At 54.6% G+C, this 20,433-nt stretch carries 20 protein-coding genes; 4 read left to right on the top strand and 16 right to left on the bottom strand.

Annotation, left to right across the window (positions count from 1 at the left end; all coding sequences use genetic code 11):
- Positions 1 to 2: 2 nt before the first annotated feature.
- The 4 genes from MHH78_RS03310 to MHH78_RS03295 all read right to left on the bottom strand — a co-directional run bounded on the left by MHH78_RS03310 (position 3) and on the right by MHH78_RS03295 (position 3,423).
- The gene (locus MHH78_RS03310) at positions 3 to 1,019 is read right to left on the bottom strand and encodes an alpha/beta hydrolase family protein (RefSeq protein ID WP_341166569.1); all 1,017 of its coding nucleotides are present in this window, start codon (positions 1,017 to 1,019) and stop codon (positions 3 to 5) included.
- The gene (locus MHH78_RS03305; RefSeq protein ID WP_341166568.1) at positions 964 to 1,686 is read right to left on the bottom strand and encodes a GNAT family N-acetyltransferase; all 723 of its coding nucleotides are present in this window, start codon (positions 1,684 to 1,686) and stop codon (positions 964 to 966) included. The genes MHH78_RS03310 and MHH78_RS03305 overlap by 56 nt, the downstream gene beginning before the upstream one ends.
- Entirely contained in the window at positions 1,683 to 2,468 is a 786-nt protein-coding gene (locus tag MHH78_RS03300; RefSeq protein ID WP_341166567.1) for a MerR family transcriptional regulator, read from the bottom strand. Before MHH78_RS03300 ends, MHH78_RS03305 begins: the two co-directional genes overlap by 4 nt.
- Before the next feature lie 64 nt (positions 2,469 to 2,532).
- The gene (locus MHH78_RS03295; protein ID WP_341166566.1) at positions 2,533 to 3,423 is read right to left on the bottom strand and encodes a LysR family transcriptional regulator; all 891 of its coding nucleotides are present in this window, start codon (positions 3,421 to 3,423) and stop codon (positions 2,533 to 2,535) included.
- 146 nt (positions 3,424 to 3,569) lie between these two features.
- Here MHH78_RS03295 and MHH78_RS03290 point away from each other — a divergent pair, with 146 nt between their 5' ends.
- Positions 3,570 to 4,724, top strand: coding sequence for an MFS transporter (locus tag MHH78_RS03290; protein ID WP_445667820.1), 1,155 nt, complete (start codon positions 3,570 to 3,572; stop codon positions 4,722 to 4,724).
- A gap of 105 nt (positions 4,725 to 4,829) precedes the next feature.
- Here MHH78_RS03290 and MHH78_RS03285 read toward each other — a convergent pair whose 3' ends face one another.
- From MHH78_RS03285 to MHH78_RS03275, 3 genes are all read right to left on the bottom strand, one after another.
- Positions 4,830 to 6,353, bottom strand: a complete 1,524-nt coding sequence (locus MHH78_RS03285; protein ID WP_036722930.1) for a malate:quinone oxidoreductase — start codon at positions 6,351 to 6,353, stop codon at positions 4,830 to 4,832.
- Positions 6,354 to 6,527: 174 nt separating this feature from the next.
- Positions 6,528 to 7,736: a hypothetical protein gene (locus MHH78_RS03280; RefSeq protein ID WP_341166565.1), complete on the bottom strand. Its 1,209-nt coding sequence runs from the start codon at positions 7,734 to 7,736 to the stop codon at positions 6,528 to 6,530.
- Between the two features lie 192 nt (positions 7,737 to 7,928).
- The gene (locus tag MHH78_RS03275) at positions 7,929 to 8,477 is read right to left on the bottom strand and encodes a pyridoxamine 5'-phosphate oxidase family protein (RefSeq protein ID WP_209868961.1); all 549 of its coding nucleotides are present in this window, start codon (positions 8,475 to 8,477) and stop codon (positions 7,929 to 7,931) included.
- Positions 8,478 to 8,626: 149 nt separating this feature from the next.
- Here MHH78_RS03275 and pdxR point away from each other — a divergent pair, with 149 nt between their 5' ends.
- On the top strand, positions 8,627 to 10,060 hold the full coding sequence (pdxR, locus tag MHH78_RS03270) for a MocR-like pyridoxine biosynthesis transcription factor PdxR (RefSeq protein ID WP_341166564.1): 1,434 nt from the start codon (positions 8,627 to 8,629) through the stop codon (positions 10,058 to 10,060).
- A 77-nt stretch (positions 10,061 to 10,137) separates the two neighbouring features.
- Here the strand turns inward: pdxR and MHH78_RS03265 are convergent, their stop codons facing one another.
- From MHH78_RS03265 to MHH78_RS03225, 9 genes are all read right to left on the bottom strand, one after another.
- Positions 10,138 to 10,407, bottom strand: a complete 270-nt coding sequence (locus MHH78_RS03265) for a hypothetical protein (protein WP_209987065.1) — start codon at positions 10,405 to 10,407, stop codon at positions 10,138 to 10,140.
- A 76-nt stretch (positions 10,408 to 10,483) separates the two neighbouring features.
- Positions 10,484 to 10,894: a hypothetical protein gene (locus MHH78_RS03260; protein WP_036722939.1), complete on the bottom strand. Its 411-nt coding sequence runs from the start codon at positions 10,892 to 10,894 to the stop codon at positions 10,484 to 10,486.
- A 143-nt stretch (positions 10,895 to 11,037) separates the two neighbouring features.
- Positions 11,038 to 11,916: a phosphotransferase gene (locus MHH78_RS03255; RefSeq protein WP_341166563.1), complete on the bottom strand. Its 879-nt coding sequence runs from the start codon at positions 11,914 to 11,916 to the stop codon at positions 11,038 to 11,040.
- Positions 11,917 to 12,007: 91 nt separating this feature from the next.
- Complete coding sequence (locus MHH78_RS03250; RefSeq protein WP_341166562.1) at positions 12,008 to 12,904, bottom strand: NAD-dependent epimerase/dehydratase family protein; 897 nt, start codon at positions 12,902 to 12,904, stop codon at positions 12,008 to 12,010.
- 12 nt (positions 12,905 to 12,916) lie between these two features.
- Complete coding sequence (locus MHH78_RS03245; RefSeq protein ID WP_341166561.1) at positions 12,917 to 14,461, bottom strand: class I adenylate-forming enzyme family protein; 1,545 nt, start codon at positions 14,459 to 14,461, stop codon at positions 12,917 to 12,919.
- A gap of 85 nt (positions 14,462 to 14,546) precedes the next feature.
- Complete coding sequence (locus tag MHH78_RS03240) at positions 14,547 to 15,680, bottom strand: SMI1/KNR4 family protein (protein WP_341166560.1); 1,134 nt, start codon at positions 15,678 to 15,680, stop codon at positions 14,547 to 14,549.
- A gap of 16 nt (positions 15,681 to 15,696) precedes the next feature.
- Positions 15,697 to 15,879, bottom strand: coding sequence for a hypothetical protein (locus tag MHH78_RS03235; RefSeq protein WP_341166559.1), 183 nt, complete (start codon positions 15,877 to 15,879; stop codon positions 15,697 to 15,699).
- Between the two features lie 160 nt (positions 15,880 to 16,039).
- A complete protein-coding gene (gene dhaK, locus MHH78_RS03230; protein ID WP_341166558.1) occupies positions 16,040 to 17,800 on the bottom strand; it encodes a dihydroxyacetone kinase subunit DhaK in 1,761 nt (586 codons plus the stop codon).
- Positions 17,797 to 18,939: a glycerol dehydrogenase gene (locus MHH78_RS03225; protein WP_341166557.1), complete on the bottom strand. Its 1,143-nt coding sequence runs from the start codon at positions 18,937 to 18,939 to the stop codon at positions 17,797 to 17,799. Before MHH78_RS03225 ends, dhaK begins: the two co-directional genes overlap by 4 nt.
- A gap of 173 nt (positions 18,940 to 19,112) precedes the next feature.
- On the opposite strand from MHH78_RS03225, the gene MHH78_RS03220 reads away from it, so the two are divergent.
- Both MHH78_RS03220 and MHH78_RS03215 read left to right on the top strand, forming a co-directional pair.
- Positions 19,113 to 20,114: a PocR ligand-binding domain-containing protein gene (locus MHH78_RS03220; RefSeq protein WP_341166556.1), complete on the top strand. Its 1,002-nt coding sequence runs from the start codon at positions 19,113 to 19,115 to the stop codon at positions 20,112 to 20,114.
- Positions 20,115 to 20,148: 34 nt separating this feature from the next.
- Entirely contained in the window at positions 20,149 to 20,424 is a 276-nt protein-coding gene (locus tag MHH78_RS03215) for a hypothetical protein (RefSeq protein WP_076080573.1), read from the top strand.
- The last annotated feature ends 9 nt before the right edge of the window (positions 20,425 to 20,433 follow it).

Here is a 20,433-nt window from a genome sequence, read left to right as displayed (position 1 = left end):
TGCTATTCCAGCTCCTTAAGGAATTCCCCAATCCGATCCATATAGCCTGGAACTGTAATGTGGCGCGGGGCGAAGAGGCTGATCATGAGCGCTCTGAAGCTGGAATCCGCCGTCTTCTTGCTCAGCATCGAATGCTCAGCCTCCGGGAAGACCGCCACGCTCAGCAGCTCCGGCCGGACGAGCTTGCGGTACACCTGCTCTGTCTCCTGCCAGTCTACATGAATATCCTGCTGGCCCAGAAGCAACAGCACCGGGGAATGGAATTGCTTAAGATCCTCCCCTGCATCCGACAGGTAATTCTTGCTGACAAAGGTCCACCGCTCCCGCGTCATCGGGTCATCTTCCTTCACTACAGCCAGATAGTCTTCATAGCTCGCCTTCCGCGCCAAAAGCTCCAGAACCTCGTTGTTAGATGCCACTTCCGCTTGAATCTCTGCTTCCGATTTCCCTTCCTGCAGCATTTGCTGCCGGGTATGATAGGCACCCTGGCGCAGCCAGTTAATAGCCGGGGAGACCAGGATGCTGAAGGCGAGCGGCTCCTTGCCCGCCAGCTTGGGAATCACCCAGCCTGCCTGACTGGCGCCCCACACCCCGATCCGGTCCGGATCGATATTCGGCTGCTTCCGGGCCCATGCGATAGCCTCGCGGGCTTCCTCCACCCGGTCATCTATACTCTGATCCAGCCAATTGCCTGCGGAACCACCGATCCCTCTTTTATCAAGAGACAAGGAGGCATACCCCAGACTGGCCAACCGCTCCCATAGCGGCTTATATCCGTCATCATGCGAGGCATTAATCGGCCCGTCTCCATGAATGAAGAGGACTAATCCCAGCTTGCCGGAAGCGGAAGACTCCTTAGGCAACACCAGCGTTCCGGTCAGCTTGCCTTCGGGCGATGCAATCTGGATGGCCTGCTCCGTCATCTCAAAGCGGTTCTGCTGCACAATGTATATCCCCGCACCGCTAAGGAGCAGCACTATAGTTAGCAGAGATATCCATAGCTTCTTCGTTGTCTTCATTTCTGTATCCGCCTCTCTTCTGAACCATGTATTCCCAGCGCAGTTCATTGAACAATAAATACAGGGTATAACGTGTCTCCCGGGCTTCCGTATGGAAGGACCACTTCCCGTATAGCTGACGGGCATGCGGATTACCGGCTGATACATGCAGGCTGAGACGATTCAGTCCCGGGTCTCGATCCACAAGCTTCTGCGCCCACTCTACAAGCAGCCTTCCTACCCCTTTGTTCTGATGCTCCGGGTGGACCGCAAGGTCGGTAATATAACACTCGCCTGCTGCCGGGGTATGGTCTAGTACATAGAGGCCGATCAGCATTCTGATCATGCCCCGTTTGCCTAATAGCTGTGAGGTTCCCGGTAACGGAGGCGTCTGCCTTTTCCCCAAAAGGCGGGCTTCAGGTGTACATTTAATCGCGATGCTGCCAATCACCTGGCCCTGCTGCACAGCAACCATCCTGTGTGTATAGGGATCAGCCGGAGCATACTGAAGCAGCATTTCGAAGCACTCTGCCAGTTCTGCCTCCTTCAGCCTGATCCGGTTCTGGAATTTCCCCTGAAAAGCTTGAGCCAGCAGCCCCCCCACCGCACGATTATACTTCGCTTCCATAGGCTCGATAGTTACTGGCGCTGTACTTATTGACGTTGTACCTGTTGGCATCGTTCTCATACGGAACCTCTCCCTTCCACAGGTACAGCCGGGCCGACGCAGGCCCTCAGCTCATAATGCAGCTTGCCCGGAACGAACAGGGAGAGATAAGAGCGTTCAATGACCACCAGCGGTCCCGCGAGAGGAATCGCTTGTGCAGCAGCATGCTCCAGCAGCCGGCCGGTCCATTGCTCCAGTTCCTCCTCGCGGGCCACACATTGCAGAGTCAGATACTCCCCTTCCGGTAAAATAACTCCGCCCGCCTCCGGCTGTTCCAGACACAAGGTCACAGCGCCCGGCTCCTCCAGCACATAATACATATCCGATTCGAACAGATCCGGTATCCCTGCCGCCTGCTCCGCAAGCAGCGCTGCACTCAGCTTCCTGTGTGAATCCAGCTTCATCACCTGCATAAGACTTGTAGCCTTACACTTCTTGATCTGAAAGGTCTCAGGTGAGGTGCTGTAGCTCTGCTGTTCCTCCAGCATTTTACGGATGAACTGCCGAAGCTCCCGGAGGCGGCGCAGCTCTTGCTCAATTCCCTCCAGAGAATGCTCCAGCAGCCCGCGATGCTGCTCCGGACTATAGCCCATACATTCATTAATGGACTGAACAGGCACTTCAAGCTTGCGGAGCAGCAGGATATGCGCGAGCTGATACACTTGATCCATACTGTACATTCTGTACTGATTCTCACCGGTATAAGCAGGCTGCAGCACACCCTTCTCTTCAAAATACCGGATCTGGTGGACCGACACATTCATCAGCTTGGCCAGTTCACTAATCGTTATTTCATTTCTCATCCTAATCACTCCCCGGACTGCGGCTTGGAATCTCTCTACGATACACCCTGGGTCTGACCTAAGGTCAAGGGGAGGATTCGAGATCCCGGGCCAGATGGATAAAAGCCTCAATTGCCGGGGAGAGCCATTTCTCCTCATGCCAGAACATTTGGGTGGCAAAAGATACTGCGGTCAAATCCCACGGCAGGGAGATCAGCTCCCCCCGCTTCAATTCTTCGCTTACGGCCATTTCAGGCAGGATGGCGATGCCCATGCCCAGCTTCGCACATTGTTTGATGGCTTCTGCGCTGTGAAACTCAAGTTCCGTAATGCCCGCCATCCCCTTCTGCGACAGGCTGCGCTCGAAGAAGCTGCGGTAGGAGCACCCTTGCTCCGTCAGTAAGAACGTTTCACCGTGGAAATCCTCGATAGCCAGCGCCGGGCGCGACGCTAGCCGATGATCGGGAGCAGCCAGAAGGCAGAAGCGTTCCTCCCTTATTTTTTCCCCGCAAAATCCGCTCTCGCCCTTCACTTCATCCAGCATGAAGATAACATCGACATCCCCGTCCCGCAGACTCTGTCTGAGGCTTGGACTCACGAGCGGCAGGAAGATCAAGCGGACTCCGGGATGAAGCTGCCGGAACTTCTGCAACACAGCGGGGAGCCGGTAGGTGCATAATGTCTCATCTGCACTAATCACGATGGTGCCTGTCAGCTCGCCGGGCTGCTTGAGCGCGTGCTGCGCCTCCTCCACCATACACAGGATGTTATCCGCATAACGCAGGAACGTTTTTCCGGTATCGGTTAACGTCACATTTTTGCCGAGCCGGTCCACCAGCTTCACTCCTAATTCTTCCTCCAGGGCCTTCATTTGCATCGTAACCGTTGAGGGAACGTAGTTCTGCGCTTCGGCGGCGCGGGCGAAATTGAGCGTGGAAGCCAGCGTATAAAAGGTTTTAAGTTGGCGCAATTCCATCTGCTGTCACTCCTTCATTCAAAAAAAATGAACGTTCCATTCAGAAACGTTTCTTTGACTTAACCTTAGCAGCATCGTAGAGTGATGACAAGAACGGCGGCCGATTCCGTTATGAAGGTACAAGGATATGAAACCACAAGGAGCGAATGAACTTGAATAACCGATTGACGATATATATTCTGGCACTTGCCGTTTTTCTGATCGGGACGATTGAATATATTATTACCGGCGTCATTGAGATGATGGCGGCAGATCTTAGCGTATCCACCTCTGAAGTGGGGCTGATGGTGACCGTATTCGCGCTGTCCGCAGCGATTATTGCCCCGGTTCTCATTGCACTCACCCTTAATATGGACCGCAAAAAGCTGCTGCTGACCGCCCTCGGCGTGTTCATTGCCAGCAACGGGCTGATGCTTCTGAACCTGCCTTATGAAGCTATGCTGGGGGTACGGGTTATCCAAGGGGCAAGCGGGGGCATAGCGACCGTAGTCGCTATGGCTGTAGCTACACGGCTCGTGGAGAAGGAGCGCAGAGGCAATGCGATTGGCATTATTCTGATGGGACTGAGCAGCTCGCTGGTTCTGGGCGTTCCGGCCGGCACTTTTTTCAGCGAACACTTTGGGTGGAGGGCTCTGTTCATCATCGTCGGGGGGCTGAGTCTTGTTCCGCTGTTCATTATCTCTGCCAAGGTCCCTGCCATCAAAGAAAAAGAAGCCGTCACCCTCAGGATGCAGCTGTCTGTGCTGAAGGACTCCAGAATTGTTACTGCTCTGGCAATCACTTTACTATATGTAGGGGGTTACGCTACACTCTTCACTTATATTACCCCTTACCTGCAGGCCGCATCCTCACTGTCTGTGACCGAAATCAGCGGGGTGCTCTTCCTGGCGGGAGTCTGCAGCTTCATGGGCTCCAAGTTAGGCGGGCAATTGGCTGATTCCAAAGGATCAAAGTTCACCATAATTACGGGACTTCTGTTACAGGCAGCCACGCTCCTCCTGTTCGCGCTGGCAGGCGTTCATGTGATCGTCCTCCTCCTGATCCTGATGATCTTCATGCTGGGGACCTGGAGCATCTCCCCTGCGCAGCAGCTCCTGCTGGTCACCCTGGTTCCCCGGAACCCGGATATGGCCCTGAGCGTCAATACTTCCTTCATCCAGTTTGGATTCGCGCTGGGATCGGGCCTAGGCGGCTATGTGATCAGCCGTACCTCTGTGCTCCACCTGAACTGGGCGGGTCTCGCGGCTGTAGCGGTGGCTCTGATTCTGGCCATCCGGCTGTTCAAGACTCATAAGGCTTGATCTCTTTCTGGTAAACAGCAAGACAAAGAGGCTATCCCAAGGGATGGCCTCTTTACACGTATACAAAAGCTGGCAGGCTTGTGGTCAGCCGCACGCCAATCTTTTCTATAGATGATTGACCGCGGCTGGCGGCTCATGCCCATCTGTTCCATTCGTCAGGCCCAGCGTGTGCGCTGCGGAAGCATGAATGTCGTTCAATAGCTTCGGGTTAGCGGACAGGGACATGCCGTAGGCAGGAATCATCTGCTTGATCTTCGGCTCCCAGGCCTTGATCTGCTGCGGGAAGCACTTGGTGATTACCTCCAGCATGACAGAGACGGCCGTTGACGCCCCTGGAGAGGCTCCCAGCAATGCGGCGATGGAGCCGTCCGCGCTGCTGATCACTTCCGTTCCGAATTGAAGCATGCCTTTACCGGCTGCTGTATCCTTAATAATCTGCACCCGCTGGCCCGCCACCACCAGCTCCCAGTCCTCGCTGCTGGCATCCGGGATGAACTCCCGCAGCGCTTCCATGCGCTGTTCTTTGGACAGCATGACCTGCCCGATCAGATACTTGGTCAATGACAGGTTCTTCGCTCCTGCTGCAAGCATCGTAACCAGATTATCCGGCTTGACCGAGGTAATCAGATCGAACATGGAGCCGTATTTCAGGAACTTGGGCGAGAAGCCGGCAAATGGCCCGAAGAACAGGGATTCCTGCTTATCGATCACCCGGGTATCCAGATGCGGAACAGACATCGGAGGCGCACCTACCGCAGCCTTACCGTACACCTTGGCATGATGCTGGGCTACAATCTCCGGCTTCTTGCAGACCATGAACAGTCCGCTTACCGGGAATCCGCCAATCTTTTTACCTTCCGGGATGCCGGATTTCTGCAGCAGATGCAGGCTTCCTCCCCCGCCGCCGATGAAGACGAACTTGGCGTTATGACGCTCTGTTACGCCGCTGGCGAGATTCTTCACCTTCAGCTCCCAGGAACCGTCCTTCGCGCGCTTCAGGTCATCCACCTGATGATTATACCTAATATCAGTGTTATTGCTCTGCAAGTGGTTGAACAGCATACGGGTCAGGGCGCCGAAGTTCACATCCGTTCCCGAATCGATTTTGGTAGCCGCTATCGGCTGGTCCAGCTTCCGGTTCTTCATCATCAGCGGAATCCATTCCATCAGCTGCCTTGGGTCATCGGAGAATTCCATGCCTTGAAATAGCGGACTATTTGAAAGCGCTTCATATCGTTTTTGTAAAAATGCAACGTCCTTCTGTCCTTCCACAAAGCTCATATGTGGCACAGGTACAATGAAATCCTGCGGATTGTGTATTCGTTTCTGGCTCACCAGATAGGACCAGAATTGCTTGGAGAACTGAAATTCCTCGTTCACCTTAATCGCCTTGCTGATGTCGATCGATCCGTCCGGCTGCTCTGTAGTATAGTTAAGCTCGCAGAGTGAAGAATGCCCCGTTCCCGCATTGTTCCATTCCCCCGAACTTTCCTCCCCGGCACCCGCACGCCGCTCAAACACGGTTATTTGCCAATCCGGTACTAATTCCTTTAACAGTGAACCAAGTGTTGCACTCATGATTCCAGCACCAATTAAAATAACGTCTGTTTTTGTTTGTTGGTTGCTCATATTATACCGTCCTTCTACCCTACGATTTGCAGGAAGGATGCAGACACTCCTGCTTAGGCGCCATAGCAAGCCAGCGCGGACCAGGTCACACACCGTTTGGATCAATCCTGATCCTAGTTTATCACTAATGAAACTAAATTTTAAGATTTATCTTAATTTTTATAAACTTTTTAATTAATAATCACGGGCCGCATCGAACCAGCCCTGCGCCGCTTCCTCTGTTATAGGCTGGCCGAGCTGGTGCTCTGACTGGCTGAGCTGCCATACCGCTTCGCCCAGGTCTTCCCTCTCGGTAGTCTCGATGCCCTTCAGCGAATTGAAGCGCAGGGTGAAGGCGGTAATGGCTGCTTCCGCCTCTTCAAGATTGCGGGCCTCCGCCATAGCTGCTTGTGCAGCATCATAGGCTTCGTTCGCCAGCTTGGCCAGACGCTTCGGCCAGGCGGAGAACGGGCGGCCGTACTCGCTCACCCACCACTCGGGCTTTCTCAGCTGGCTCACCGAGGCATACTCATCCCAAGGGCGCACCTTGGCCCGCGCCTTCATCTGTTGCCTTAGACGCTTGCCGCCGGCCTCTTCCACATTGAAGGCAATGAACCGGTCCAGCAGCGGCCACGTATCCAGCGAAGGCAGACCGTCAAGCTCCGGCATGAAGCGCAGCTCCAGGCTGGTCAGCCCGGTAAGGCGGGCAAGTGCGTCAAGATCACAGTAGCTGCCCCACAAGCTCAGGGATTCCAGGTTCGGGAACTGCTCCAGGCCATCCAGCGAGACGGGCTGGCCCAGCGGCGGGCTATTCAGCGCCAGCGTGGTCACCTCATGCAGCATGCCCAAGTCCGGCAGCCGGAAAGGCGCATCGCTCTTGCGCCGGCTTGTGTCCGGCACCAGGGCTAGATAAGCCGGCAGATGGCCGGAAACCGAGAAGCGTGTCAGATCGCCGGACAGGCTCAGGTTGTACAGCTTCTCCGGCAGAACCAGGCTCAGCTGTCCATTTGCCAGAGGACCCAGTTTGATACCCAGGGTATAGATATCCGCCCGGCTACCGTCCAAGGGTGCAGCCTCCGGCAGCACCGGGGTCCAGCTTATACTCTCAATAGGCCGCCGCTCCGCCCACTCCAGGAAGCCCGTGTCACCGCCGGTATAGCTCAGATAACGCGGCCAAGGGGAGCCGGCCGGGGTGGCGAAGGGCTCGAAGACAGACCAGTTGATGCGCTCATCCGCAGCGACCAGCAACTCCGCTGGTTGCTTCGATTCCCTGGGGCCGATCGATAAGCTGCCCATACCGGGCTTGCGGTCAAGCGTGTGGCTGCCGGGCCCCGTCAGATCAAGGACATACCGTCCGGGTTCTGTAATCGGAGCCGGGGGAAGAGCTTGGTTATCTGTGGACATTTGCTTCATCCTTTCTGCTTGATCCTACCTGTATTCTCGATGCTACTAATATTCTCCATACTACTTTTGTTTGCTATACTAACTCAACCATACGATATCCTGGGGCTCGCAGCAACTTTGCCCTATAACGCGAACAAGCCCGGGCCGTTACCGGCCCAAGCGCTCATCTCTATTTAGTTTGGAGTGCAGCTATTACACGCTCTGCCCTTCATTCGTCCCTGCCTTGTACATACTCTCTGCTTCAACCGGATTCTCTTTGGCTGTCAGATGCTGCGGAGTGATCCGGTACACTTGTACGGGTCCGCCGTACACAGCCGACCGGTATTTCTCGACATGCTGCTTGGACAGAGGCCGGTTATAGTATCCGGGCACATACTTGTTCATCATCTCCTGCAGGACCTGCGTAGCCTCATCCAGATCCGTCACCGGCTCTGCCTGCCCGAAGACCATCACGCTCATATAAGCGGTATCCGTCTTGGCGGGCACGGGGTTCGTGATTGTCCCATACTCCTCACAGACTGTGAAGCATACCTCTGAGTTCTCACTCATCACCTGATTGCGTCTTCCATCCCCGGCCCCGTGGATATACAGCTTCCCGTCCATCCACACATAGTTAAGCGGCACAACATACGGGAGATTACCATCCGCTAATCCCAGAAACCCAATTCTCGCCTGCTTCAAAAACTGTTCAATCCTCGCCTCATCCTTACATTCCCTGACCTTGTAACGAACCGGATTCATATCGAACCCTCTCCTTCCCGCGTCCTCCGCGTATACGTTATTCGGTAGTATATCAGCTATTGGATTGTGCTAAAATATCCAAAGAGCGCAGTTTCAACCAATCCATAATTTAGACGCTGTAACGAAACTACGACCGGGAGGGATTCCTTATGATGTTCGTCAACCGTGAGGATAAAAGCCCGATCTGGCAGCAACTGCTGAATCAGGCCATTTATAATATTACACAAGGCATCTGGACCCCGGGTGAGCTGCTGCTCCCTTCCCGTGAACTCGCCGAGCAGCTTGGAGTCTCCCGCTCCACGGTGCAGCTCGTCTATGAGGAACTGCTGAGCAGAGGGTATACTATAACCTCCCGGCGGGGCGGAACACGGGTAAGCCATTGGAACCCGGTTCCTGAAGCGGCACAGGAGGAGTCGGTCCCGGAAGGACCTGTTCCACCTTCAATCCCCCTGCTGAACTCAGCGGTAGATCAGCTGCAAGACTGGTTCGGAGGCCACCAGCCTCAGGAGGTGAAGATCGATTTCACCCCCCACGAGCCTTATGTGGATAGGACCTTCCAGAACCACTGGCGGCAATCGCTGCTTCACGCCTCTGCCGCAATGGACGTATCCGATTGGTCCTACGGAAATCCCTATGGTCTCCTGCCGCTCAGGGAACAGATTCAGCGTTACTTGCTGCTTGAGCGGGGCATACGGATTGAGCTCAATCAGATTCTGCTGACCTCAGGAGCGCAGCACAGCCTTGACCTGATTGCCCAATCCCTGCTCACGGAAGGAGATACCGTCTCTGTGGAAGATCCCGGCTTCCCTGCGGCCTGGATGGCGATGAATTACCGGCGGATGCACGTAGCCCCTGTCCCGGTAGACGGACATGGCCTTGTGGTTGACCAGCTTCACCCGGAATCGCGGCTGGTCTTCGTAACTCCATCGCACCAGTGCGCCATAGGCTCCGTGATGTCAGAGCCGCGCAGGCAGCAGTTGCTGCATCAGGCCGTGCAGGAGCAGCTATGGATTATAGAAGACGGCTATGACAGTGAATTCCGCTACCGTGGCGACCCGCTGCCCACGCTCTATAGCCAGGCGCCGAATAATACCCTGTATATGATGAGCTTCTCCAAAATGATCGCCCCGGCCATCCGTATCTCGGCGATTGTCGGCCCGGCGCGGGCCATTGCCCAGCTGGCCCGCGTACAGGAGCTGACCTACCGCCACCTTCCGGTGATGGACCAGCTCACCTTGACCCATTTTATTCAAAAAGGGCACTTCATGCGCCATATGCGCAGAGTCCGCAATGTGTACCGCCGCAGACATGAGGCCATCACCAAGGCGATAACCGCAAGCGGTCTAGCCGAGCGGTTCACCCTGAGCGGAGCAGAGACGGGACTGCATGTATTCCTTGAGGCAGAATCAGACTACGATGAGGAAGCCGTGACCCGGTTAGCCCTGGAGCAGGGAATCCGGGTATATCCTCTTGCACACTACTGTCTGGAGAGCCGCAGGAAGGGTTGGGTGCTGGGGTTCGCCAAGGTGGATGAGACCTTGATTGAGCAGGGGATTCACCGGCTGGCCGGACTGTTATTATAAGCCCCTGCTTATGGTCCCGGATGATCTGCCGCCCCTGCTCCCCAATATAGCAAGGTGTATCACACAATACGCTTGTCCTAATCCAAGAGTGAGGTAACGCCCAGTGCAGCAAATAGGAGCAAGCCCAGCCCCAGCAGAATGCCTCCCATCAGCGAATACCGTACCTCCCGCTGAAACGATGCGGTGCCTGGGCCTCCAGGTGCCGGCGGGCCGGGCTGGGCTACCACGCCTTCCAGACGGGTTCTCCGGCCTGTGCGCCGCCGTTGATAGCCAATAATGAGTAATACAATCCCCAGCAGACTCAAGAAGCTGCCAGGGTAGACGAATGCCATCCACAGGTTGTCCATAGTACACCTCCCTGTCCGTGATCTTGATCTATACTTAACCAAGTCACGGTACGCCAAACAGGGAGATGCCGTCAGGCTAGAAGCAGGTAAACGAGCTAACCCGGTTCAAATCAACGCCGTAGTATCCCCAGAAGAAGCCATTCCATCTGAAGCCTGCGACCGAACTTCTGCCCACGAATACCGGGTAGAACCAGAACTGCTCACCATTATTCAGCCAGATATAAGTGTTGCGGAACAGGCATCCTCTGATGCCCCCGGGGTCAACCGCATAAGCCGTGACCGCTGGTGCTTGCGGTACGAATTGCGGTGGTGGCGCCGTCGGTGCGGCTACTCCTCCCGGCGCACCCCCGGGCGTCCCCGGAAATCCCCCAGGCCCTCCGCCTGGTATCCCTGGAATCCCCGGCCCTCCCGGCAAGCCTGGTCCACCAGGAAATCCCGGTATCCCCGGAAATCCTCCGCCGCCTCCCGGCACTGGTATAAATCCCATATTTATCGCTCCTCTTTCGTTTCATTAGGCATAATCATCATATGCATTCGCGGAGAAGATGCCTGGGCGGATGCCCAGGTGCAATGGGCTTTTAACAGCATCCCGCCTAGCGGAGGGCAATCGGCACTATAGCTCATGGATCATCAGACTATATCGTAAGAGCGGAACTCATCAATGAACTCCTCCAGCCAGTCTTCCGTGTAATCCAGCGCCCCGCTGTCACTGATGAACTCGACATCAAGTCCCATCACCCACAACCGGCGGGCAATCATAAACAGATCAATTACAGATTCATCTTGTTCGGAGAAGTCTCTGACCGAGCGGTAGCCCGACATTAACGCCTGCCACAGCGGTTCCTTCTTCTCCTGAGGCAGGCGTTTTCTATGCCGGACCTGGGCCAAGTCGTAGGCGCGCCAGCCTTGTGCCGCCCATTCAAAATCATAATGCGTGAACGCATCGCCCTCCTGGAAGGCATTGTTATTCCCGTGCAAATCTCCGTGGCAGATGCCCCAGTCCAGGCCCGGACTAGCAGCATTGATCCGTTCCGTTAATGCACCGGCGAACTCGCGCAGGTACGCAGCAGAGCGGTGTCCCTCACCTAGATAATCCACAATACTGTCCAGCGGCCGGGAGATCAGAGCGCGGGTATCCAGATCCGGTCTAGGCAAATCTAAGGAGACCCTGTCCATGGCAGCATGCAATTCAGCAGCGGATTTTCCGAAGGAAGCACATGATTCCTCATCATGCAGCACGTTCTCAGTGCCTGTCAGATAGCTGTAAATCACGGCAACTCTCGGGCCCTCCGGCGCATCGATGACCGTATATAAGCTGCTGTTCTTTTGAGGGAGGGGAACGGAAACCTTTGTATTTACTGCGCTTAATTGGTGTTCCAGCTGTGTCAGGAGAGACAATTCATAGACAACATCACTTTCAGCTATCGATTGGCGGTAGATCCGAAGAATATAAGTGCCTCTGCTGGTACGGATTCTGTAAGTATCGTTCAAGCCGCGTAACCAGAACAAGCAATCTCGCCAATCTCCAATGTCGTACAGAGGACTAAGGCAATATTCCAAATACTTTGGATCTAGAACGGAACGCATGGCCGTCGGTTTTTTATACATTTAGCTCTCCCCTAGCTTGCTGCTCCAGCCGGACAACGGTCTCCTCGAACGTTTTGACCGGACTGTAGCCGAGCTCGTTTTTTATTTTGTCGCAGCTATACGCCGTTCTTATAGGGTCTCCGCCCGGTATAACGAACTTCTTGTTCAGGGCAAGCCCAATACGCATCGTAAAATCTTTTTCCGGATAATTTCCGTCAATTGCGTTATAGCACTGGTTCCCAGCCGCAGGCTGCGTCGCTGCCAGTACACACATCTCAGCCAGGTTGTCCGCGTGCACCCAAGGCGTTAAGTCCTCCGGATGAATCCAGTCCACTTCCCCGGAATCAGCAAGCTTAGTGATCAGTCGGTCGCCCCAGTGCGAGTTGGATTCGGAGCAAATCACTCCAGGACGCAGGATCACACTTGTCAAACCGTTAGCCCTTGCAGCTTGTACAATCCGTTCCGATTCACATTTGGTTGAAATGTATACCTCTCCGTGGCCGAAGGCAAGACTGCTAGCCTCATCCAGCTCCACCTCTCCATCAAAATGACCATAGACCGATACTGTAGAAATATGCACGAAGCGCTCCACTCCGGCAGATACAGCACCGTCAACCAGACTCTGAACCCCCTGAATATTGGACGCCTCGGCAATCGCCCGGTCCTCCCCCAGATACGCCGCAGCGTGAATAATAATATCCACATTCCGAAGCGCTTCCACAATAAAAGCTCTATCTGTCAAGTCTCCGATGACGGGTGTAACGCCGAGCTCTTCACATAGCGCGCTCTGGTCCCTATTTCGGATAAGTCCCTTGACCTCGGCTCCCTCGCTAATACACCTTCTGGAAATTTTATCTCCTGCCGTGCCCGTAACGCCTGTGACGAGAACGACTTTATCTCGAAGTCTCATGGAGATCCCCCTCTAGTACATAGTTTCTTTTATCGCCTTCTTATCTATTTTGCCTACGGATGTTCTGGCAAGTGACTGAGTAATCACTAAGCGGGTAGGCAACTTATATTCGGCTATCGATTGACCGCAGAATTGTTGCAAATCCTCTAGAGCGAGTGTCTGCTCATCCTTAAGTACAACTACCGCTGTGACTTCTTCACCTTCATCCGGCAAGGGCGTTCCTATAACAGCAGCCTCAAGAATAGAAGGATGTACGCTTATTGCCTGCTCCACTTCAGCACAGTAGACATTAGAAGCCCCTACTATAATCATGTCTTTCTTCCGGTCCGCAATGTATAAATAACCGTCTTCGTCCAGTCTACCGAGATCCCCCGTATGGAGCCATCCATTTCGGATGGTTTTGTCCGTCTCTTCCGGATTGTTCCAGTAACCAAGCATGATTTGTTCACTTCGGCATATGATTTCGCCAATGTCTCCTTGCTCTACATCTTGCCCTGAGTCATTGACTATACGCACCTCAAAAGGCTTCTGGCCCCAGCGCTCCATATGGGATGGATTTCCGACCGATTGCAGCCGATGTAGCTTCCCCTCTGCAAGGCACTCTTGTACAGATAAAAAGCTGATAAATTGGCCGCTCTCTGTCTGTGAATACACCTCGGATAACTGTGCGTTAGGAAAGACCTCAAGAGCTTGATACAAGGTCTTCTCACTGATCGGAGCACCTCCGCAGGATATGCCTGCAACAGTTCCAACTTCTCTGGAACGGGCGCCTGCCAAGGCGGTAATATCCCTAAATAGAAGTCCGACTGTTCCCAGAAATCTGATTTGCTCACGCTCAATAATGTCTATGACCTCGTTAGCCTGCAGCGGATAGGAGTCCGGATAAATGAGACAGCCCCCTTCATAAAGAGTTGTCCAAAGTATAAATTGTCCGGTAAGATGGGCTTGATTGGGAACAAGCGATTTTTTGGCCGGATTGTGACCTCCGACTCTTGCTGGATTCATGAAGGCCCATTGGCGGATCGCACGATGAGAGTGCATCACTCCCTTGGAGCGTCCCGTTGTGCCCCCGGTATATATAATAAGAGCGACATCATCCGGCTCTGTTGTGTGCCATTCTTTTAGCGGAGAGGAGGTCGCAATTAAATCTTCTAAGGACAGGCCGCCGTTGACCGGCTTGAACGTGATGGCAAAAGCTATATTGGACGCCAAAAGAGAAGAGGCAATTCTCGGATGCTCCGCATCATACACGATAGCCGTTGGGGCAGCATCTTCAAGGATCTGATTCATCTCTGCAGGGGCCAAACCTGGAAAAACCGTAACTGGAATAGCACCTATAGCCATTACGGCACATTCTGCAATCACAAGATATGGGCAAGGATCACCTGCAAGCGCCACCCGTTCACCGGGTCCTATTCCCAAGTCCTTCAGACCTCCCGCCACACAGCTCACCTGATGCAGTAATTGTTGATAGGTCAGATACTCATTTCTGTACTTTGTAGCATAGTAATCTGGCTGTAACCGGGCCACATGAGGCAAAATTTCTGAAAGAAGCATACGTATACCCTCCAAGAGTGTTTATCCTGCTATTTGCTGATCACAGAGGCCCTTACAAAGACAGATTTTAGCGGGGAACATCCGCTCAGCCCAAATAATCATCCGGCAGGTGCAGCTCCCGCAAGCAAGCGGTGAATTTCTCCCTGAAATTAGGATTTCCTTTGTATTCGGGCCATATCGCCTTATAGTAAGGCAGCAGCTTCTCATGTGGAATAACGTCCCAATGTGAAATGGAGCTGCGCAACACCTCTGTTCCTCCAGTGCGGAACATTTGTTCAATGATCTCCCAGTTCTCCTGCTTGTTTCGGCAATCTCTCACGGCATAGACCGCAGTCGTCTGCATAGCCAGGCTGGCATGGCACAGGAAGGGTGCAAAGTCGCGGAAGTCCATAGCATCGCAGTCTTTTAGAATATAACCGGCATAACGCAGAGTTTCCGCATCATTAATCCCTTCAAGCCTCTCAAGCCTCTGCCGGATCAGCGGAATGAATTCGGTCCGGTCCTCATTCTTGCCGTAAGTATGCAGAATTGTTAAGGCGCGGAGCGCTCCCTCAGCGTCATCCGACTGCAGCAGCTTCTGCAGATAGGGCCTGCCCGCCGCAAAGGACGTTTTGCAGAGTAGCGAGATGGCTGTTTTGGAATCCCGGGGGCTATGCTCCGTCACATGCTTCAGGAATTCCAGGGTCGACGGGGCGATTCGCTTGAACTTGAACATGGCCTCCAGCGCCTTGGCCTGCAGCTTCCCGTCAGGAGTGTTCCGATACAGCTGAATAAGCGTATTCTCGTCACCCGGCAGCCGGCTGCCAAACCATGCGTTGTCATAATCCAGAATAATCTCATCCAGCCAGCGCTCGTACCAGTCCAGGAAGTTATCTTCATAGACGAAGAAGAACGGGCGGTCAGGGAAAAATTCCGAGGTATACACAATCCTCCCCCGGTGCTCCCCTTCCAGCACGAGATACATCTCATATTCGCAGCCCTGGGTGCCGATACACAGCATTCCGCCAAGCGCCTTGTTTCTCGCTTCCTCGTACTCTTCATCCGAGATGTCCCGCTCCCCCGTCAGAGGCTCCGTCAATAGATTCCATTCCTCTGCGGTCATTCCGGGATGAAGCGCCGCCCGGCCCTGGAGTGCCGGAAGCTCGGTATAGGAGGTGGCCTGTGCAAGCGGATAGATCCCGTAATACGGTCCGGCCCCGCCGTTCCCGATCTCTGTCAAGAACCGGGCGAACGGTTCAGGAAGCCTGATCCCATATTGTGCCTCCCAGTCCGCCAGCTCGCATCGATATAAGCTTCTCTTTCAGCTTATATCGATGCGATGAAGCCCCAAATTCCGCGAACTCCGCATCCTTGCGCAGGGCCTGCTCCAGCTTCGTCCTGATCCGCTCAAGCTGATCAGCCTGCTTCTCTAATTCCATGATGATCCCTCCTGCATATTCAAAGAATGTCACATAATGGCCTGGCCGATTGTCTTCCATCATATCACACCCTGCATATGTTCCAGGCTCCTCGTTTATTAGACAAGAATAAGCCCGCCGCCACGGTGAAGTGGCAGGCGGGCTTATGGCCATGGAAGGTCTATTGGACAGCGTTAGACAGCTCTGTGAAAATAACCCCCAGGGCAAATGCGCCCGCATCCGGGTGGCCGATGCTGCGCTCACCTACTGTCCCGGCCCGGCCCATCCGCGCAACGATGGATTTCGTACGCTCCGCCCCCGTGACAGCGGCTTCAGCCCCCCTGGCGAAGGCCTCCTTCAAGGACAGCTGCTGCTGCGCGCTGCTCTTCCAGGCTTCGGCACAAGGAATCAGCGCATCGATCAGCGTCTTGTCACCCACGACTGCCCCGCGACCGAAGGAGCGTTCACCAGTAGCCTGGATGCCCTGAGCTGCCGCGTCCAGCATCCCGGCCATCTCCAGCGTATTCAGCGAGGTCCGGCCTATGGCATATTTGCCTGCTGAGCGGAAGGCTGAGCCCCAGATTGGACCGGAAGCTCCGCCGCAATGCTCCATAATGATCAGAGAGCAGGCCTGAAGGAAGCTTCCGATATCCGTAGAGTGATGCTGCACAAGCTCCTTCCATTCCCGCTTCAATTGCTTGAAGCCCTTGGCGACACTCATCCCGAAGTCTCCATCACCCGCATGAGCATCCAGCTCACAGAAGGGAGCCTCATTCGCGATAATAATCTCGCTCATCTTATCCACCAGATAGATGATGTTCGTAAGCCGCAGCCGTTCGTCACGGAGGACAGCGAAGCCCGGATCGGTCTCGGCCGTCAGGCTCACCTCAGCCTGAGCCTCCTGCTGTGGAAGTGGGCTGACGTATTGCACCGGCGCAAGCTCACCCGTTAACCGGAGCGCCGGAGTATCGCAAGGCTCAGCAAGCCATCTGCGCAGCTCATCATCCAGCTTCATCAGGCTGATGGAAGCGCCGGCCATATCTATGCTGGTCATATAGTTGCCTACAAGAGATTGGCGGATGATGATCCCCCGTTCTCCCAGACTACGGATCACGGAGTGATTGAGCAGGTACAGCTCCTGCAGAGGCGTTGCGCCGAAGCCGTTGACCAGCACCACCACCTCTCCGCCGTCCCGCTGATCCAGGTTCAGACTGGCCAGCAGGGCAGAGATCATACGTTCCGCCAGCTCATCGGCGGTCAGCAGCTTTTCTCTGCGGATGCCCGGTTCACCATGAATGCCGACCCCATACTCCATCTCATCCTCCTGAAGCTGGAAGGTAGGCGTACCCTTGGCAGGAACGGTACAGGAGGTAAAAGCAAAACCAAGACTGCGCACATGCTCTGCCGCATGCTGCGCGGCCTGCTTCACCTCCGCCAGCGGCAGTCCGGCCTCAGCAGCCGCCCCGGCAACCTTATGCACCAGAATCGTGCCAGCAACCCCTCGGCGTCCCACCGTATACAGGCTGTCTTCTACTGCAATATCATCATCAACCTTCACATAGTCCACAGCAAGGCCGTCCTCAGCCGCCAGATAAGCCGCATTCTGGAAGTTCATCATATCGCCGCTGTAATTCTTGATGATCAGCAGAGCGCCCTTATGGCCGGTATGGTTGCGGATCGCCTGATAGACCTGAATCTGTGACGGGGAGGCGAAGACATCCCCGCAGACTGCGGCATCCAGCATTCCCGGTCCGACCAGCCCGGCATGCGCCGGCTCATGGCCGCTGCCCCCGCCGCTGATCAGCGTTACCTTGTCAGGATTCGGCGCAGACCTGGAGACAATTTTGTATTTGCTGTCGAATGTCAGCTGCGGATGAGCCATCACCAGTCCACTGCACATCTCACGAACGAGATTGGCCGGATCGTTGATTATCTTTTTCATACGCGCTGCTCCTTACTCTTCTTGAAGGCTTCGCCCAGCTTGTCAGCGACAGTAATGGCAGCGGCAACCGCTTCAGCGGTAACCGGGAACGGCATCGAATGAATCGACTCTTCCGGGATACACGCCTTGCGGGCCACTTCCAGCAGCTCCTCATGGGAGATGGAAGCGACACCAATATCGGCCAGGCATACGGGAAGGCCCACGGAGTGGCAGAAGGACAACACCTGATCGATCTCTGCCTGCTGCGCATTCTCCAGAACGAGCTGTGCAATCGTGCTGAAGGCCACCTTCTCGCCATGGTAATAATGATGGGTGCCTTCAAGCGCCGTCAGGCCGTTATGGATGGCATGTGCGGCAGCCAGACCGCTGCTCTCGAAGCCAAGTCCCGACAGCAGGATGTTCGTTTCGATAATATTCTCCAGCGCCGGTGTCACCACGTTCTGATCACAAGCCAGCTTGGCCTTGACGCCATCCTCCAGCAGTGTATCGTAGCATAAGCGGGCAAGGGCCAGCGCGGCTTTGGTGCCTTTGGCCTCCGTAATCACGCCTGCATGCACTCCGCAAGGAAGCCCCGCATTGACATTGGAATAGGATGCCGCAGTAGCTCTGGCCTCGAAGTAGGTGGAGAGGGCATCGCCCATCCCGGATACCAGGAAGCGGGTAGGAGCCTGCGCAATAACAGTCGTATCAATCAGGACCACCGAAGGGCTGGCTTTGAAGTAAGCATAATCCTCGAAAGCGCCTTCAGAAGTGTAAATCACAGCGGAATGGCTGGTGGGTGCATCGGTGGCCGCAATGGTAGGAACGATAATCAGCGCCTCTCCTTCTGCCACACATTTGGCCGTGTCGATCGCTTTGCCTCCGCCAAGACCGATTGTACAAGCACACTTGTGCTCACGGGCCAGCTCCTGTAGTCTGGAAATCTCCTGCCGGGAGCATTCGCCCTGGAAATCCCCCTTCACGAGGGTAATACCGAATTGATTGCTGGTGGCATCGAGCTTGGCCTGCACACGCTTCACATCATCCGGGTGCGCAATCAGCAGAGCCGATGTGCCGAAAGTACTGACGAAGTATCCCAATTGAAGCAGCTCATCCTCACCTTGTGTGTATTTAGCCGGGCTGATAAAGGTTCTTCTCATTCTTTCATTCCTCCTCGAGTCGTATGTCCCCATTATAGACAAGTGGATGGAGGGGCGCATGGGACAAAGCAAACGAATTAATATGCTGCAAAATAGTATTATTATGTTGCCCTGCATCTGAATTATAATTATCTTGTTCCCACTTGTGACTGTAGATGGAAAGGGTGAGCCGAATGCAATCCAAATTCGATTTGAAATATATCATTGATATGGATGAATGGGGCAAGCTTCAGGAATCGTTGTCCCTAGTGACGCGCATGGCCATCATTATGGTCGATTATAAAGGCGTGCCGGTTACAGCACATAGCCGCTGCCAAGCCTTCTGCCAGACCGTGCGCAGCGACAAAGAATTCTCAGCCTATTGTCAAAAATGTGACGCGCGCGGAGGCCTGGAGGCCGTGCGGCTGAGCCGGCCCTATATCTACCGCTGCCACTTCGATATTCTCGACATTGCTATCCCTATCATTGTCGATAATCAGTACATCGGTGCGCTGATGGCCGGACAGATCCGGCTGGCGGAGGGAAGCGGCCCGAATCTGGAGCAGATTGTGTCCCGTCCGCAGCAGGACGCTATGACGGAGGATCGGGCCCGCAAGTACGAACTGCTGCCCGTCATGACGTATGAGGAGGTTGTGGCCACCGCCGATATGCTCTATCATTTGTGCAACTATGTGGTCAAGGAATCGATCCTGAAGCATGAGCTGCTGGAGCGAAGCCGGCAGCATGAGGCCTTGAACCTGCAGGAGTCTAAGCTCCAGCTTGAAATGCCGCCTCTGCCTGTAGAGCCGCCCTCGGCTCCCAAGACTCCGGCCTCTTCGGGAAGCGCATACAAGACGGAATGCATAAGTCCTACGCTGCAGCCCGCTTTGGACTACATGCTAAGCCACCGGCAGGAGAATTTCTCGCTGAAATCGCTGGCGCAGCTCTGCCATATCAGCCCTAGCTACTTCAGCCGCTTGTTCACCAGGGAGATGGGCGAGCATTTCTCGCTATATGTCGCGCGCATGAAGATCGGGTGGGCGAAGGAGCTGTTGGCAACAACGGATTGGTCAGTCAACGAGATCAGCAATCACTTGAATTTCTGCGATGCCGGCTATTTCATTAAGATCTTCAAGAAATACGAATCGGCAACGCCCCGGTCCTACCGCGCTTCTCTCAAAACAGATCCGATATAACAAATGTAACACTATTCGACCAGGAGGTTAACTTATGAAGCTGAACGAACAAGGTGTGCTCATCATTGAAGAACAGGATATACACAATCTGTACTTTTATCTGGTCCATGACGGGACGGCGTTCAAGGATTCTTTCCGGTTCGAGATGGCACTTCAAGGGATCGAGCTTCATCCGGGCAGCGTATCCGCTATCTATCACCCGCAGACCATGCCCGAGGACTATGGCTACCCGGAAGAAGACCTTCCCCGTATAGTGGAGGCGATTTATTCGGCCGTCCGGGAGTATGATCCGGGCTTCGGGGTGTGGTAGCATCCCTGC

This window comes from Paenibacillus sp. FSL H3-0333, from assembly GCF_038002805.1.
Classification (GTDB): domain Bacteria; phylum Bacillota; class Bacilli; order Paenibacillales; family Paenibacillaceae; genus Paenibacillus_AQ; species Paenibacillus_AQ silagei.
The sequence above is the reverse complement of the archived record's forward strand: the minus strand, read 5'-3'. Positions and strand labels throughout refer to the sequence as shown.

Bases quoted from the DNA above. Each gene is read 5' to 3' on its own strand.
- MHH78_RS03305 (WP_341166568.1), bottom strand. From the start codon at position 1,686: ATGAGAACGATGCCAACAGGTACAACGTCAATAAGTACAGCGCCAGTA.
- MHH78_RS03215 (WP_076080573.1), top strand. From the start codon at position 20,149: ATGAAGCTGAACGAACAAGGTGTGCTCATCATTGAAGAACAGGATATA.
- MHH78_RS03280 (WP_341166565.1), bottom strand. From the start codon at position 7,736: ATGTCCACAGATAACCAAGCTCTTCCCCCGGCTCCGATTACAGAACCC.
- MHH78_RS03250 (WP_341166562.1), bottom strand. From the start codon at position 12,904: ATGAGACTTCGAGATAAAGTCGTTCTCGTCACAGGCGTTACGGGCACG.
- MHH78_RS03275 (WP_209868961.1), bottom strand. From the start codon at position 8,477: ATGAATCCGGTTCGTTACAAGGTCAGGGAATGTAAGGATGAGGCGAGG.
- MHH78_RS03290 (WP_445667820.1), top strand. From the start codon at position 3,570: ATGAACTTGAATAACCGATTGACGATATATATTCTGGCACTTGCCGTT.
- MHH78_RS03235 (WP_341166559.1), bottom strand. From the start codon at position 15,879: ATGGAATTAGAGAAGCAGGCTGATCAGCTTGAGCGGATCAGGACGAAG.
- MHH78_RS03220 (WP_341166556.1), top strand. From the start codon at position 19,113: ATGCAATCCAAATTCGATTTGAAATATATCATTGATATGGATGAATGG.
- MHH78_RS03310 (WP_341166569.1), bottom strand. From the start codon at position 1,019: ATGAAGACAACGAAGAAGCTATGGATATCTCTGCTAACTATAGTGCTG.
- MHH78_RS03225 (WP_341166557.1), bottom strand. From the start codon at position 18,939: ATGAGAAGAACCTTTATCAGCCCGGCTAAATACACACAAGGTGAGGAT.
- dhaK (WP_341166558.1), bottom strand. From the start codon at position 17,800: ATGAAAAAGATAATCAACGATCCGGCCAATCTCGTTCGTGAGATGTGC.
- MHH78_RS03265 (WP_209987065.1), bottom strand. From the start codon at position 10,407: ATGGACAACCTGTGGATGGCATTCGTCTACCCTGGCAGCTTCTTGAGT.
- MHH78_RS03295 (WP_341166566.1), bottom strand. From the start codon at position 3,423: ATGGAATTGCGCCAACTTAAAACCTTTTATACGCTGGCTTCCACGCTC.
- MHH78_RS03245 (WP_341166561.1), bottom strand. From the start codon at position 14,461: ATGCTTCTTTCAGAAATTTTGCCTCATGTGGCCCGGTTACAGCCAGAT.
- MHH78_RS03285 (WP_036722930.1), bottom strand. From the start codon at position 6,353: ATGAGCAACCAACAAACAAAAACAGACGTTATTTTAATTGGTGCTGGA.
- MHH78_RS03260 (WP_036722939.1), bottom strand. From the start codon at position 10,894: ATGGGATTTATACCAGTGCCGGGAGGCGGCGGAGGATTTCCGGGGATA.
- MHH78_RS03300 (WP_341166567.1), bottom strand. From the start codon at position 2,468: ATGAGAAATGAAATAACGATTAGTGAACTGGCCAAGCTGATGAATGTG.
- pdxR (WP_341166564.1), top strand. From the start codon at position 8,627: ATGATGTTCGTCAACCGTGAGGATAAAAGCCCGATCTGGCAGCAACTG.